A 13,013-nucleotide genomic window follows, 5' to 3' on the forward strand; every position below is an offset into this window, starting at 1 on the left:
TCTGTGATTGAAATCACTCTTTTGGAAAAATTATTATTTGTTCTAGCTAGAATTTGAATGATCGGTAAACACAAATTGAAGCATATACAAGATCATGATCAATACAATAAAAAGTAACCCCCACCCCAGTACCTGTTGTTGAGATAGTAAATAGTTATTGCAAATTTGTATAGGGGTATCGATATAAAGCCAAGATAGTAATCCAAACATTGATAAATAATCGAGAAAAATAAAGGTTTTTCCGAATCCACGTAGCTTATACCAGCTATCTTTTAATAGAACTCCTACGATTGGTAAACTAATAAATTTTAAAAACTCTACATGAGTAAAAGTTAAAGCTTCATCTAGTGATCTTGGTAGCATCCAATAAATGGAAAGAGAAAGAACAAGAATAATCCCTGGTACACCGTTGGCATTCACCTTCTCAAAAAAGCTACGTAATCTTTTAACCTGCCTTTTACTGACCAACCATCCTACTAGAATTAGTAGTGGAAGCTGAACAAGCATGTGAACAATCATCAACGATTCCATGGCATTTCTTATAGGAAGGGTGACAAGTATAATGTACAATAAAATCCCCATCCCCACTTGTTTCATCATGACTCCTCCGATTCTTTTTCAAGTATGGATACTAGTTTTTTTGCTGCTTCATCTGTTTGAGTATAATCCAGCACATCTTGTAGCACCCCGTTTTTATCCACTAAATAAAAAGCAGAGTTATGTGTAAAATTACCATTACCATCTGGAATAACAATCACACCAAATTCTTCTAGTAAATTATCTAATTCTATTTGATTTGGAATTCTAGCCATCCTCCACGTTTCTCCATCGCTATCGAAATACGATTTATACTTGTTTAATGTAGCTGGATCATCTCGTTCTGGATCAAAACTGATGCTAAGAAATATTATCTCTTTCCCAATCCATTCATTTGGAATTTGATTGTATACCTCCGCTAAATTCATTTCCAATTCCGGACATACATCCGTACAAGAAGTATAAATGAATGTAAGCATTACATACTTCCCAGCGAACTCTGAAAAAGAATAGGTTCTGTCCTCGCTATCTTCTAAGGTGACTTTGGGAAAGATAGGCTTTTCCTGTATTAATCGATAGGTACGGGCACTTTCAGCGGTAAAAGCTCGAAATCCATCTGTACCAACATATAGAATAAATAAACCAAGTATTACACTTATGACAGTAGCAAATACATTACGCCGATTTTTTCTCATAAAAATCATCGCTTCCCGTTTTATTCTTTACACGCATATAACGAATAAAATGGATAACAAAAATAATCGAGGCAACTAGGGCTAGCCCTCCAGATGCTGCACCAAAATTAGCTGGTGCCATCCATTCAGGAAAATGAGTCGCCCATCTTCTTGGTGTACTTATAGCACCAGAAGCTAAGAATGAACCACTTATTCCTAAAAAGGCAACGGTATAAAAGATTACGCCTACTTGATCAATCCAGTTTCCCTTCTTATTGCTATCCAGGTAATACATAAAACCAAACAACATCGCGACAGCTCCTAATCCCATATACATATGGAAATGTCCAGGAACCCATTTTGTGTTATGCATGACGTGATTGACAACAATAGTGGCGTCAACTATTGCAGGGACAACCCCCAATGTCCAACCTGCCATGGATAAAAATAGTAAACTTGAAGCAACATCCCATTTGATTCCTGATTTATAGATGAGCATTAGTGCACCATAAGCTGTAATTATAAGAACAGGGAGCCCATTGGAATAAGATAATACTTGCGCCATAATTAATGTCCATTTAGGCATGACAGAGTCCATCAATAAATGATGGGTATAAATTAACAATGTGAAAATCGTAGACATATTCCAGGCAATTAAGAATCCTTTGGTTACTGTCCATTTACGTTTTGCATAACGTGGTAGAATTTCATAAACAGCGATAACAGCCATATAAATAATGGCATTAGCAAATATATGACCAAAGGCATATGTTAAGTTTTTAGCTAATAAAGGATCAAAGGTAAAGGCAGGATTTACTACATTAATCATGTTCATAATAAGTACAATTGATCCTGCTATAATAGCTGTTGTATTTACAATAACAACCATGGTACTAGCAACGACAGCTTTAGGTGGAGCTTTTTCCAACGATTTTTTACCTAAAATAACATCCCAACCTAAACCCTTCCCTAAACTTCCGTATTTCTTAATAACCGCACGTCCTGCATCAATGTAAAATAATAAAAATCCGGTACCAAGAACCAGCATTCCTCCAAGATATAAAATCGCTCCTGTTGCCCCCCAGGCATTAGCCGACAATGTTGGCAGTGGATACAAGAATGTCCACGCGCTAGCATATTCAAATGAAAATACCCCTACAATGACCATCACAACTCCGATTAAAAACAATACTAAGGTCGTGGTTGCAATTTCTCTAGATAATTCCACATGTTTCCTTAAGAAATACCACATAATTGCTGCTGCAGATATTGCAGCGGCCCCCACCATCCCTGTTCCGTGAATAGTTAAGAACTGATAGAAAGTAGCTGGTTTTACATGGATTACTCCTCCTTGCTGCATAAGCATAAGGATTCCAAAAATCATCATAGCGCCAATCACAATTCCACCAATAACTAGATAGTTAGAAACCAGTTTATTAGATTTCACTTCTTCTAACTCCATCCTACGATTCATGAATTACACCTCCACCTTTATTCCGTAACTTCAATCGTTTCAATCATTACATGATGCCCTAAGCCGCAGTACTCTAAGCAAAGAATTTCGTAAGTGCCAGGCTTTGTAAATGTAATAAATACTTTGTTGGTGTATTCTGGCATTGCTTGTGTTTGTGCAACCAATGTCATATCTTCATCATAAATACCAAATCCATGTGTAACATCTGCACTCGTCACACGAAATTCAATAGGTTCACCAACTTTAAATTTCGTATCACTTATATTCCATCCAAATTGCAATGCTTCTACATCAACAATTGTTGGATCAACACTCTCCCCATAAACAGGCTGATCGTATGGCAGTTCCCGTAAAGTATAAATCGTTACAACCAACATTAAGATAACAAGTGAAATGGCATAAAACTTTCTCACTTTGTACCACTTTTTCTTAATAGGCTCATAATCACTCCTTTCTTTTGATTGGATTACAACGAAAATAAAAACCCCAGCAATCAAAAGCATAAAAATTAAACTAACAATCCATGCCACTGTTTGAACCATTACAATTCCTCCCTAAAACTATTCTTTTTTAAAAAGTCATATCAAATCTTGTATTTACAATCATCATACAAAATTACTCCAAGAAACGGCGTGACAAAAGTCACTAAATACTAAATATTTAGATTATTTTACTTATTATAGTGAATAACATACATATAGTGAAATCTGTAAGCTACTGGCATTTCCCGGTTTTCATCTATTTTTTCCCTATTCGTGCGAAAAAAATGCTGGCCCTTTTCAAAGATTTTACTTGAAAAGGAAACCAGCATTATTATGAATTTACTCATCATTGGATGTTTAGGAGCTATGATTTTCTCGCTTCTCCAATACCCCATACTCAGTTAAGATAGTTTGCAATCTTTCTTTCATATCGTCTCTTGTCACTATACATGTTACTGGAAAGAGTCTTGTCTTCATTACTAATTCATACTGATTATTCACTTCTTTGGAATATCCATAGAATTTATGATTGACATCAATTCGAACAAATTCAAAGGATTTTATTTTTTCCCATGGAACGAAACGACTCCCACTTAAAATTCCACCTTCAACCACCGCAAACAAGTTAAGAAGGGTTTGCAAGTTAAAAAGAGGAATGAATAATAATAATTGGAAAAACCGACCAAAGTCCATTACAAATGCCCCTAACAGGAGAACAATAATAACTATTAGAAGAGAAATAGAATAAATAATCATCCCCCATTTTTGTTGTGAAAAAGACGGGAAATCGATTGTTTTCTCAGGACGGATTCGAATACTTTCTAATTCTTTCTTTGTAGGTAATATGCTTCCTTCCATCTTAATCAAAAGCAAAATAAACTGATGACAATAATAATAGACTACCGTAAACAGGAATATATCCAATAATACTTCCACATTACTCCCCCCTTCTTTTCTTATATATATATATGGATTCAGAAAAATCTCTTTTCATCTTACAATATAATCATTCAAGACAGTACAATAGACAAAGATGGCTAATAGAACGTTACCACTGGAAGCATAAATATCTCTATCGATAAAGCAATCCAAACAGTAAATATGACTGTTCCTCTCCATTAATTCTTTTAAAATTCGACAAACAAGATTAAATATGCCGTCGATATTCCCCAGGAAATGACAATTTTTAAACACTATATTTATTCTTACCTTTTATTTCCATTATATTTTTTCATTAAATCAAAATGGTGTTGTTCGTGGATGGCCAACAACTGTATGCTTTGAATAACATTTGGATAGTAGGCAATAGGATCTGGATAGCGAATTTGACCAGTAACACGCTCATCGATATTAATAACTTTCTCCTTCAACTTAGTCGTTTCAATAGTAAGTAATTCTTGTACATCTGTGAATTGATATTTCTGACTTAGATTTTTTGGTGGCATCAATAAAAATGGAGCTTTCATTGGTCTTCTCTTCATCTGATTATATTCTTCATAAATATTATGTATCTTAGTTTTATAAGGACGTGAGCTGCGAAAGTGTGCATAAGGGAGCATAATGGGAAAATAAAAAATAGAAATCCTTCTCACTAATCTTACCATTAGCATAAGATGGTAGAGGCTTTCACCAATCGACCATTTTTCAGGCAAAGGACGTTTCCACGGGGCTTCTCCCAGTTCGTCTATATATCCATAAAATACCTTCCTTTGGCTTTCTACTAATTGAAAATATGACTCTATATACTTACTTTTCATGATCAACACTCCATTAGACAAATCTTTTATAACATTATTTCTAGATTGGAGGTGTCAGAACCTCCATTTATCAAAAAAGAAATTACCGCCACCTACTAGAAATACGATTATTCTTTCCTTACTTCATCCCAATAATTAGGAAATAAAACCCTGAAAACAATCCTTAAATCTGGATTACTGAACCTTCCTTGTCAACACCTAGAACTCCTTGACAAGTTAGGGATTTTTTACAGGAACTATTTTCCCATTTTTTAACCTTTGTAGAAACTAGTTTCACCTCTTTTCTCCTTCTCTGACTAATTTTCGTACCTTCTATTTCGAATCTATTTACTAAGTATATACAGTAAGATGAAAAATGATATGGTACCAGTATTCATTTCCCGAAATTTGTCGAATTATATGGGAATTTGTTATAATTAAAATGTTATTGGAGGGTTAAATATGAATAAGGAAAGGAAAGGGAAAAACAGAGGATTAATAGACAATAAAATATTCATTCCGTCACTTCTTGTTATTATCGCTATCAGTATCCCATTTTCAATCTATGAGGCTAAATCTTTAAGTCTACTTAATGAGATATTTGATAAAATTGTAGAGACGTTTAGATGGGGTTACATATGGTATGCCATCCTATTAGTAGTCGCTGGTTTATATCTATCATTCTCTAAGTACGGGAATGTGGTATTAGGTGATCCGACGGAAAAGCCAAGATTTTCACTATTTGAATACTCTTCTATTTTAATTGCAATGGGGCTTGGATCAACCATTATGCGAACAGGTATGATTGAATGGGCAAATGTAGCTTCGGACCCCCCATTTGGAGTAGAGCCTGGAACAGCAGAGGCATTATTATGGGGAAATTCGTACAGTATGTTTATGTGGAGTTTTCAAGTGTTTGCGATTTTTGTGATGGCGGCCCCTGCTATGGGTTATATCTTACACGTACGAAAACGTCCATTTATGCGTATTTCTGAGGCCTGTCGAACTATATTCGGTGATGCGTTTACAGATGGTGTCGGTGGGAAAATTTTAGACATTATCTTTATGGTTAGCATTCTATCCGGTGCAGCTGTTACGTTAGGACTTGGAACACCAATTGTAACCTATAGTCTCTCAGAGTTATTTAATATTGAAATTACATTTGGATTAACGCTAATCGTCATTATTGTTTGGGTTGTACTTTTCACCATTAGTGCCTATTTAGGAATTGAAAGAGGGATTAAGAAATTAAGTACACTAAACATATACATAGCTGGTGGATTTGCGTTATTTATTATGTTATTCGGACCTGGAATTTTTATTTTAAACTACTTCACTGATACGGTTGGATTTCTATTTTCACATTATATTGATTTATCCTTTTATACCAATTCTCTCAGTATGGAAGGTATGTCCTATATAGAGAGTAACACGGTATTTTGGTTTGCATATAGTGCCACTTGGGCGATGCTACATAGTATCTTTGCAGCAAAGATTTCACGTGGACGAACGATTAGAGAAATGATTTTGACTTATTTGTTGGCTCCAACATTTTTATCATGGATTGCAACAGGTGTCCTTGGAGGTCTTGGCGTTCACAGATATATTACAGGTGAAGTTCCTGTGTTGGAAATTGTACAGGATGATGCAATGGCTGCTATTCCAGCCATATTAAATTCGTTACCATTATCAACGATTGCTCTCATTTTCTTTATCACCATCGCCATGATTTTCTTAGTGACAACACTTGATTCAACAACATATACCATTGCATCCTATACAGGGACGGAAAACATGAGCAAAGCCGAACCATCAAAGAACTTGAGAATTATTGTAGCTTTAGTTATCACTACCCTTGCTCTAATATTGATGAGAATAGGAGGCTTGGCACCACTAGAAGTTCTTTCTGGACTAATGGGCATACCCATTATTGTTATCCAATTCCTAACCATCTATGCCGCGAAGAAAATGATGGATGAAGATAAAGCGTGGATCTATAATGTGAGAGGAAACAAAGAGAAGCAAAATAATTAAAATAAAATCCGTTAAAAACTATTTCATTTTTTTAACCCACCAGATTAGATAAGACGGTAAACCGTGGTACCAGCCAAGGGGTTGGTACCTTTTTTAACTCGATGCCTGGCACTCCATCTGTTCACTCCTGTAAGTTGAAATTTTTAAATAATTTGGTACAATTAAAATATATGCATAAATTTAAAATCTATTTTAGCAGTTTTGTAAACGCTTAAAGGAGGAGAATGGATGAACATAAACGAAGCAATTACTTCACTTATTGATGCAGAAAAGCAACGAAAACAAATCCAACCTTTCACTGAGGTACATAAGGATATTACGGTAGATGAAGCTTACCGTATACAATTAGGTGTAATAGAACATAAGAAAAATAATGGGGATAAAGTTGTCGGTAAGAAAATTGGACTAACAAGTAAAGCTATGCAGGAAATGCTAGGTGTTGACCAACCAGATTACGGTCATCTACTAAAAAGCATGATATATGAGGAAGATTCGGTAGTTTCACTCGAACAGTTTATTCAACCAAGAGTTGAATTCGAAATTGGGTTCGTGTTAAAAGAACAATTAAAAGGGCCGGGAGTAACGGTCGAAGATGTTGTAAAAGCAACAGACTATGTTGTACCAGCAATTGAAATTATCGATAGCCGTATACGTAATTGGGAAATTGCATTTGAAGATACAGTTGCAGACAATGGTTCTTCGGTTGGAGCAATCATTGGAAAAGATTCAAAACCAATTAGTGACATTGATCTCCCTAAAGTAGAGATGTCATTATACAAGAATGATCAGTTCTTTGATTCTGCTTTTGGATCCGCTGTTATGGGAAATCCAGTTGAAGCAGTAGCATGGTTAGCAAACGCCGTTGGTGCTTACGATATCTCTCTTGACCCTGGAGAAATTATTCTGGCTGGTGCATTATCTAAAGCTGTACCAATTGAAGATGGAGATAGCTTTAAAGCTGAATTTTCAAATCTTGGAACTGTTTCAGCTACATTTAAAAAGTAAAAATTAATTTTCGAGGGTGGTTCGTCTACTTAGAATAAAGTAGATGAACCACCTTTTTAGCTTTTATAAAGTGTATCTTCAATCAATTGGGTTCTTTCATCCCCCCTGAATCAAAGAAACAAAAGCTAAGGTCGCAACGTCCATTGCAACGCCTCCTGAGACCTACGTCCTGTAGGCCCGTACGAATCGTGCTTCGTTTAGCCCCCACCTAAAATGATGTTTTTCCTCCATTTTTGATGTGGAGGTTTTACTGCCCCTTAACCTGCGATAAATTCAAATGCTGCGCCCATTCTCTAATAGTAGATGTAAGTAATTCCTTTCGCTGATGAAACTGTTTTTTTCGATGACCGTTTGCTCCAGATGGATGTGGAAACCCAAATAAATAATAGTGTTTTGAAAGTTTATCTTCTTTAAGTAACTTCTTAAAAACATCCTCTACTGTTTTTCCTAATGGGATAATAAGTGCGGATTGTTTTATTTGATTAAGCTCTTTAGGAAATACGTGAAAAGCATATTTGGATAGTAATGCGGACTGCTGGATACTGGGTCGGTGTCCATTATAATTTTTGCCTTGATAGAAAACAGGATATTTAATAATTGAGGTTGTATGAACTAATTTTCTATACTTCTCAAATAATGCGGAAGAACTATTAACATGAACTACCTCATGAACACCACATTCATCTAGCATTTGAATTAAATTCGAACGCATAGAACCAGAAAAACTGGCAGCCTTTTTCACTTCTTCTAATATCTGATCTGTGATATGTAGACAATCTAAACTCCGTAATAATTGGGCAAAAGCCATTTTCATTTGATTCCAACCAGGAGTAATTCCCACTATGACAATGATTGCCGTTTTGTTTACATACTCATTATGAGGTGCGTAATACATATGTAGTTCCTCTTCTTTGCCCATTAAAAATTCATCAACCAATAGGTCATTTCTTGTCAGGGGTTGGGAAGGGTTGAGCTTTTGTATAGCTGGTAAAAACTCTTGCAAATCTGGATACAAATTCTACACATCCTATCCACTCCAATTGTTTGAGCAGTTGTAATTGATTGTTTTTTCCATTTTGTCCACACTCCTTATGTTAAGAAAGAACTGCAGAATAGATTCTACAGTTCTCATTAATAAAGAAGAATATTTACTGATTTCCCTGCTTAACCCACTCTGCAACGGTAACGGTTCGTTTAGCTTGATGTTTCACAGCGCCTTGAACATCCTCAACCATATTCCCGTCTTGATCTACAGAGACACTTGTTCCATATGGATTTCCACCTGCTCCAAATAATACAGGATCAGTATATCCAGGTGGAGCAATAATTGCACCCCAATGCATCATGGAAGTATACAGGGCAAGCAATGTTGCTTCTTGACCACCATGTGGGTTTTGTGCGGAGGTCATAGCGCTTACTACTTTGTTAACGGTTTTTCCTGAAGCCCATAATCCTCCTTGTATATCTAAAAATTGCTTCATTTGTGATGCAATATTACCGAAACGCGTAGGTGTGCTAAATATAATAGCATCTGCCCATTCTAAATCATCGGATGTTGCTACCGGTATGTCTTTCGTTGCTTCGACAGTTGCTTTCCATGCTTCATTCCCTTGGATAATTGAATCTGGAGCTAATTCCTGCACTTTCAATACTTTAACCTCTGCACCTGCTTCTTTTGCTCCTTCTTCCGCCCATTTTGCTAATTGATAGTTTGTTCCACCCATACTGTAAAAAACAACCGCTAAATTAACATTTGACATATTTTCCAACTCCTTTGTTTTTCAAATAGTTTATCCAATAATCCGATATCTAGCATCTTCTATTAATTGTATTTTTAACCAGAACCACCGCCCATGAAATTATGTAATTTCCAATCACAGTTCTAGTTATTCCCAGGTTGGTGTGTGATTATAATATAGATTCCAAACTTTAAACCCGAGTAATTCATTCAGCTAAATATCTATTATAACTCAACCAAAAATTTTCTTATCCTTTTGAAAAACTCACCATAACTTTAAATTGATTATAATTGATGAAATGAAAAAAACTGGATATCGAAGTTTCACGAATTTGGGATTACTAATTGGATTTACGTTTTCCAAACAGTAGAAAGAATTGGATAAAAGCTCCTCGGCCAACTAAAATTTTATATACGACCACCTGAAATTAAATCTAATGTAGCAACCTCTTCATGAAATTAGATTCGTCAAATGTCCACGCTAGAACACCCATTCCATGTAATAATTCCTTGGTGAAACAGAATTACCCACCAATTATCAGTCTCCCTCTCATTCTTACTAATGTCCCCAAAATACTCATAGCAGCTAAATAGCTTGTCTTTGGATTTTCCGGTAGTGGATTATTGGTGATAGAGATGGTTGCTTCTCCAAAATCTCCTAATATGTCCACTTGATGCGCATTCTTATTTATATGTGGATCAGCCACGAGACAAACGGTTGTCTTCTCTATACCTAATCCAACTAGCGATAAGATGATAGAGACATTCATGTTTTTTGGGAACTCCTTGATTGCATCAACTGCTTTCCCCTCAAATACAACCTTCTCTTCATCAAGTTCTTCTTCTATTAGTGAACTGGCAGGTTTCCGCGTTGTTAATGTCACGCTTTTAACCGCGCCAAGTGTGTTCGCATTTTGTAATAAGTCCAAACCACCTATTGCACCAGACGGTAAATGAACGACATGCTTATAATCCGTAACAAGGTTCGTTATTTCTTTCAATAGTGCTTCGTCAGCAAGTGCACCAACACTAATTAATACTGCATCCTTTTTCTTAATGACTGATGGCAACAAAGTTTTCACTGCATTTATGTTTGCAGCCTCCACAACAATATCAATTTCTGAATCAAGAAAAGTTTCCAGGTCAGCATACAATTTCACATCAAATTTTGATTCTAACAATTGATATTTTTCCTTATCCCTTACCAAAACACTTTTTATCCGTAAACCTTCCAGTTGATTATGATTAATTTCTTCTAGTAAAAAATTAGCAATCGCCCCTGCACCAATTAAACCAATATTCATAGTTGGCCTCCTTTATAATAGTAGTAAGAACTTGTTAAGATCCATACATTATTACTCTACCTAAATAGATTAAGAGTCTTATTTTTCATAAGTGTGTTCTTGTAACCTAATCCCCAATCTTTCATGGTATAAGCCGATATTAACATAATCCATTACCATCTGATAATAGAATGGAGAATTAATCATAACTATGACCTAGTATGAAGCTTTAGCTAGCTGCTTATTTGGAATATGGGAATTGTTAACCATTATTGGATAGTTTAAAAGATATCCATAGAAAATTAGGAATGCACCTGCTTTTCTGTGGGTACGATCATTAGGTGAACCTTAACTATTTCTAACAGCTCCAAACCTGTTTGACGGTCAGTAATATATCCCCATTAATCATCTAAAGATTAACTTCCCCTAACCTACGATAAACTCCATTAACTTTAATTTTTACCTAGGATAATTTAATATGCACCCTTGACTTAGGTCAAAGGAACTTTTTAGTAGTATGATAGCCAACATCTCCTCCGCTTCTTATATCTGCCGTTTCCTCTATTGCTTCGTACAAATAAGATGTGGTAATTGGAAAGGAGGATGAGAAAAAATGACTTGCTGTTGTAAAGAACCTGAACACAAATGTCATCATCATGACCATGACGACAAGAAGAAAAAAGTGGATAAAAAGAAATGTAAAAAGGTTGTAGGTGACAAATTCTTTTTGTACTGCATAGAAGAGGACAAGAAGGAAAAAGAAAAGAAAAAGCATAAAAAGAAGAAAGATAAAAAGAAAGACAAGAAGAAAGATAAGAAAAAAGATAAGAAGAAAGATAAGAAGAAAGATAAGAAGAAAGAAAAAGTCCACCTAATCTGCAAAGTCTGCAAAGAAATCAAAAAGTAGCACAAAAAGGGTATGTCGGGTTTGTCAAGTAAAGTGTGTAAGTTTTTTACTTCAACCATCTAAACGGTATTTATTCAAACAATCTAACAATGCAAATTAAAGCACCATATAAGGTTGATGCTCAATCAGCGGGGATTTTTCATCCCCACTGATTGTTAGATGAACGAATAAGAGCTTTACTGACAGTTGACCCCAAATTAAAAAATTCCTTAAGAAAACATTACGTTTCTGTAATTAGGAAGAGTAAAATTCCCGGACACTCCTCTCTTATTCAACTTTTCTTACAATTGAGACAAAAAAAATCCCGGGTTCTTATTGAAAAAACCCAGGATATGATTGGAGTCGATTACTGCAATCAAATATGTTTCGTTTAACGAAGCATAGTAGAAACAGACACGTAGACTAACATAATTTATAATTTATCTATTTTTCACCTACAACAGTAAATCTTTCGTTTACATGTTGCGCATTCTCCACTTCATCCACCACTGCAATGGCATAGTCAGCGTAGCTAATATAACTTTCCCCTTTTGAATTTACAAGAAGATGATCTTTTCCTGACTGATATGAACCTGTTCTTTTTCCTTCTGCATCAAAAATAGCTGATGGGCTAATAAATGTCCATGTTAAGTCTTTAGTTTGGAGTAATTCTTCTAAGTTGCGTCCTTGACCTTTTCCAGTTGGTTTCACGAAATCCGGAAATTCAGGTGTATCTATTAATCTAATCGTTTTGCTTTCATCCACATAAAGGCTACCTGCTCCTCCTACTACAATTAATCTTGTATCCGTTCCTCTAAGGGCCTCAATTAACGTATGTCCAGCATCCACATGTGCTTGTTCTTCACCAAGGGGAGCTCCAAACGCATTAATAACTACATCAAATGACTTAAGATCTTCTTTTTTCAAATCAAAAATATTTTGTTCAATAACAGGAACATTCTGACCTTCTAGTTTCGAAGCACTCCTCACAATTGCAGTCACTTGATGACCTCGATTCACCGCTTCATTCATAATGAAATTTCCTGCTTTACCACTTGCTCCAATTACTGCAATATTCATTATTCCATCCCTCCACCTTTAGATTTCATTCTAATACTTTATTTTTATGGATGTACTACCTAACTCACAACTTTATCTCAGACA

General features: G+C 35.5%; 13 protein-coding genes. 3 read left to right on the forward strand and 10 right to left on the reverse strand.

What is annotated here, in order from left to right; genetic code table 11:
* Positions 1-42: 42 nt before the first annotated feature.
* From CAO17_RS13855 to CAO17_RS13880, 6 genes are all read right to left on the reverse strand, one after another.
* Entirely contained in the window at positions 43-597 is a 555-nt protein-coding gene (locus CAO17_RS13855; RefSeq protein ID WP_085993274.1) for a hypothetical protein, read from the reverse strand.
* Positions 597-1,232 carry an SCO family protein gene (locus CAO17_RS13860; protein ID WP_085993275.1) on the reverse strand — a complete coding sequence of 212 codons (636 nt, stop codon included), beginning with the start codon at positions 1,230-1,232 and terminating at the stop codon, positions 597-599. The genes CAO17_RS13855 and CAO17_RS13860 overlap by 1 nt, the downstream gene beginning before the upstream one ends.
* Positions 1,213-2,685 carry a cbb3-type cytochrome c oxidase subunit I gene (locus tag CAO17_RS13865; RefSeq protein ID WP_085993276.1) on the reverse strand — a complete coding sequence of 491 codons (1,473 nt, stop codon included), beginning with the start codon at positions 2,683-2,685 and terminating at the stop codon, positions 1,213-1,215. Before CAO17_RS13865 ends, CAO17_RS13860 begins: the two co-directional genes overlap by 20 nt.
* A 17-nt stretch (positions 2,686-2,702) precedes the next feature.
* Complete coding sequence (locus CAO17_RS13870) at positions 2,703-3,227, reverse strand: cupredoxin domain-containing protein (protein WP_085993277.1); 525 nt, start codon at positions 3,225-3,227, stop codon at positions 2,703-2,705.
* A 297-nt stretch (positions 3,228-3,524) separates the two neighbouring features.
* Positions 3,525-4,103 (reverse strand): hypothetical protein, encoded by a 579-nt coding sequence (locus CAO17_RS13875; RefSeq protein WP_085993278.1) that lies wholly within the window; start codon positions 4,101-4,103, stop codon positions 3,525-3,527.
* A 269-nt stretch (positions 4,104-4,372) separates the two neighbouring features.
* On the reverse strand, positions 4,373-4,924 hold the full coding sequence (locus CAO17_RS13880) for a DinB family protein (RefSeq protein WP_085993279.1): 552 nt from the start codon (positions 4,922-4,924) through the stop codon (positions 4,373-4,375).
* A gap of 441 nt (positions 4,925-5,365) precedes the next feature.
* Between CAO17_RS13880 and CAO17_RS13885 the strand changes: the two genes are divergently transcribed.
* Both CAO17_RS13885 and CAO17_RS13890 read left to right on the forward strand, forming a co-directional pair.
* Positions 5,366-6,937: a BCCT family transporter gene (locus tag CAO17_RS13885; RefSeq protein ID WP_085993280.1), complete on the forward strand. Its 1,572-nt coding sequence runs from the start codon at positions 5,366-5,368 to the stop codon at positions 6,935-6,937.
* 228 nt (positions 6,938-7,165) lie between these two features.
* Positions 7,166-7,942, forward strand: a complete 777-nt coding sequence (locus CAO17_RS13890) for a 2-keto-4-pentenoate hydratase (protein ID WP_085993281.1) — start codon at positions 7,166-7,168, stop codon at positions 7,940-7,942.
* Between the two features lie 247 nt (positions 7,943-8,189).
* Here CAO17_RS13890 and CAO17_RS13895 read toward each other — a convergent pair whose 3' ends face one another.
* From CAO17_RS13895 to nadX, 3 genes are all read right to left on the reverse strand, one after another.
* Positions 8,190-8,945 (reverse strand): uracil-DNA glycosylase family protein, encoded by a 756-nt coding sequence (locus CAO17_RS13895; RefSeq protein WP_245831854.1) that lies wholly within the window; start codon positions 8,943-8,945, stop codon positions 8,190-8,192.
* A gap of 145 nt (positions 8,946-9,090) precedes the next feature.
* On the reverse strand, positions 9,091-9,702 hold the full coding sequence (gene wrbA, locus CAO17_RS13900; RefSeq protein WP_085993282.1) for an NAD(P)H:quinone oxidoreductase: 612 nt from the start codon (positions 9,700-9,702) through the stop codon (positions 9,091-9,093).
* A gap of 502 nt (positions 9,703-10,204) precedes the next feature.
* Positions 10,205-10,984, reverse strand: coding sequence for an aspartate dehydrogenase (nadX, locus tag CAO17_RS13905; protein WP_085993283.1), 780 nt, complete (start codon positions 10,982-10,984; stop codon positions 10,205-10,207).
* 592 nt (positions 10,985-11,576) lie between these two features.
* Between nadX and CAO17_RS21100 the strand changes: the two genes are divergently transcribed.
* Positions 11,577-11,870 (forward strand): hypothetical protein, encoded by a 294-nt coding sequence (locus CAO17_RS21100; protein WP_179151959.1) that lies wholly within the window; start codon positions 11,577-11,579, stop codon positions 11,868-11,870.
* A 423-nt stretch (positions 11,871-12,293) separates the two neighbouring features.
* Here the strand turns inward: CAO17_RS21100 and CAO17_RS13915 are convergent, their stop codons facing one another.
* Entirely contained in the window at positions 12,294-12,929 is a 636-nt protein-coding gene (locus tag CAO17_RS13915) for an NAD(P)-dependent oxidoreductase (protein WP_085993285.1), read from the reverse strand.
* Between the last annotated feature and the right edge of the window lie 84 nt (positions 12,930-13,013).

This window comes from Oceanobacillus senegalensis, from assembly GCF_900176885.1.
In the GTDB taxonomy this organism is placed as follows: Bacteria; Bacillota; Bacilli; order Bacillales; family Amphibacillaceae; genus Oceanobacillus; species Oceanobacillus senegalensis.

Excerpts from the sequence above, each read along its gene's own strand:
- CAO17_RS13855 (WP_085993274.1), bottom strand. The coding sequence starts at position 597 with ATGAAACAAGTGGGGATGGGGATTTTATTGTACATTATACTTGTCACC.
- CAO17_RS13860 (WP_085993275.1), bottom strand. The coding sequence starts at position 1,232 with ATGAGAAAAAATCGGCGTAATGTATTTGCTACTGTCATAAGTGTAATA.
- CAO17_RS13865 (WP_085993276.1), bottom strand. The coding sequence starts at position 2,685 with ATGAATCGTAGGATGGAGTTAGAAGAAGTGAAATCTAATAAACTGGTT.
- CAO17_RS13870 (WP_085993277.1), bottom strand. The coding sequence starts at position 3,227 with ATGGTTCAAACAGTGGCATGGATTGTTAGTTTAATTTTTATGCTTTTG.
- CAO17_RS13880 (WP_085993279.1), bottom strand. The coding sequence starts at position 4,924 with ATGAAAAGTAAGTATATAGAGTCATATTTTCAATTAGTAGAAAGCCAA.
- CAO17_RS13885 (WP_085993280.1), top strand. The coding sequence starts at position 5,366 with ATGAATAAGGAAAGGAAAGGGAAAAACAGAGGATTAATAGACAATAAA.
- CAO17_RS13890 (WP_085993281.1), top strand. The coding sequence starts at position 7,166 with ATGAACATAAACGAAGCAATTACTTCACTTATTGATGCAGAAAAGCAA.
- wrbA (WP_085993282.1), bottom strand. The coding sequence starts at position 9,702 with ATGTCAAATGTTAATTTAGCGGTTGTTTTTTACAGTATGGGTGGAACA.
- nadX (WP_085993283.1), bottom strand. The coding sequence starts at position 10,984 with ATGAATATTGGTTTAATTGGTGCAGGGGCGATTGCTAATTTTTTACTA.
- CAO17_RS21100 (WP_179151959.1), top strand. The coding sequence starts at position 11,577 with ATGACTTGCTGTTGTAAAGAACCTGAACACAAATGTCATCATCATGAC.
- CAO17_RS13915 (WP_085993285.1), bottom strand. The coding sequence starts at position 12,929 with ATGAATATTGCAGTAATTGGAGCAAGTGGTAAAGCAGGAAATTTCATT.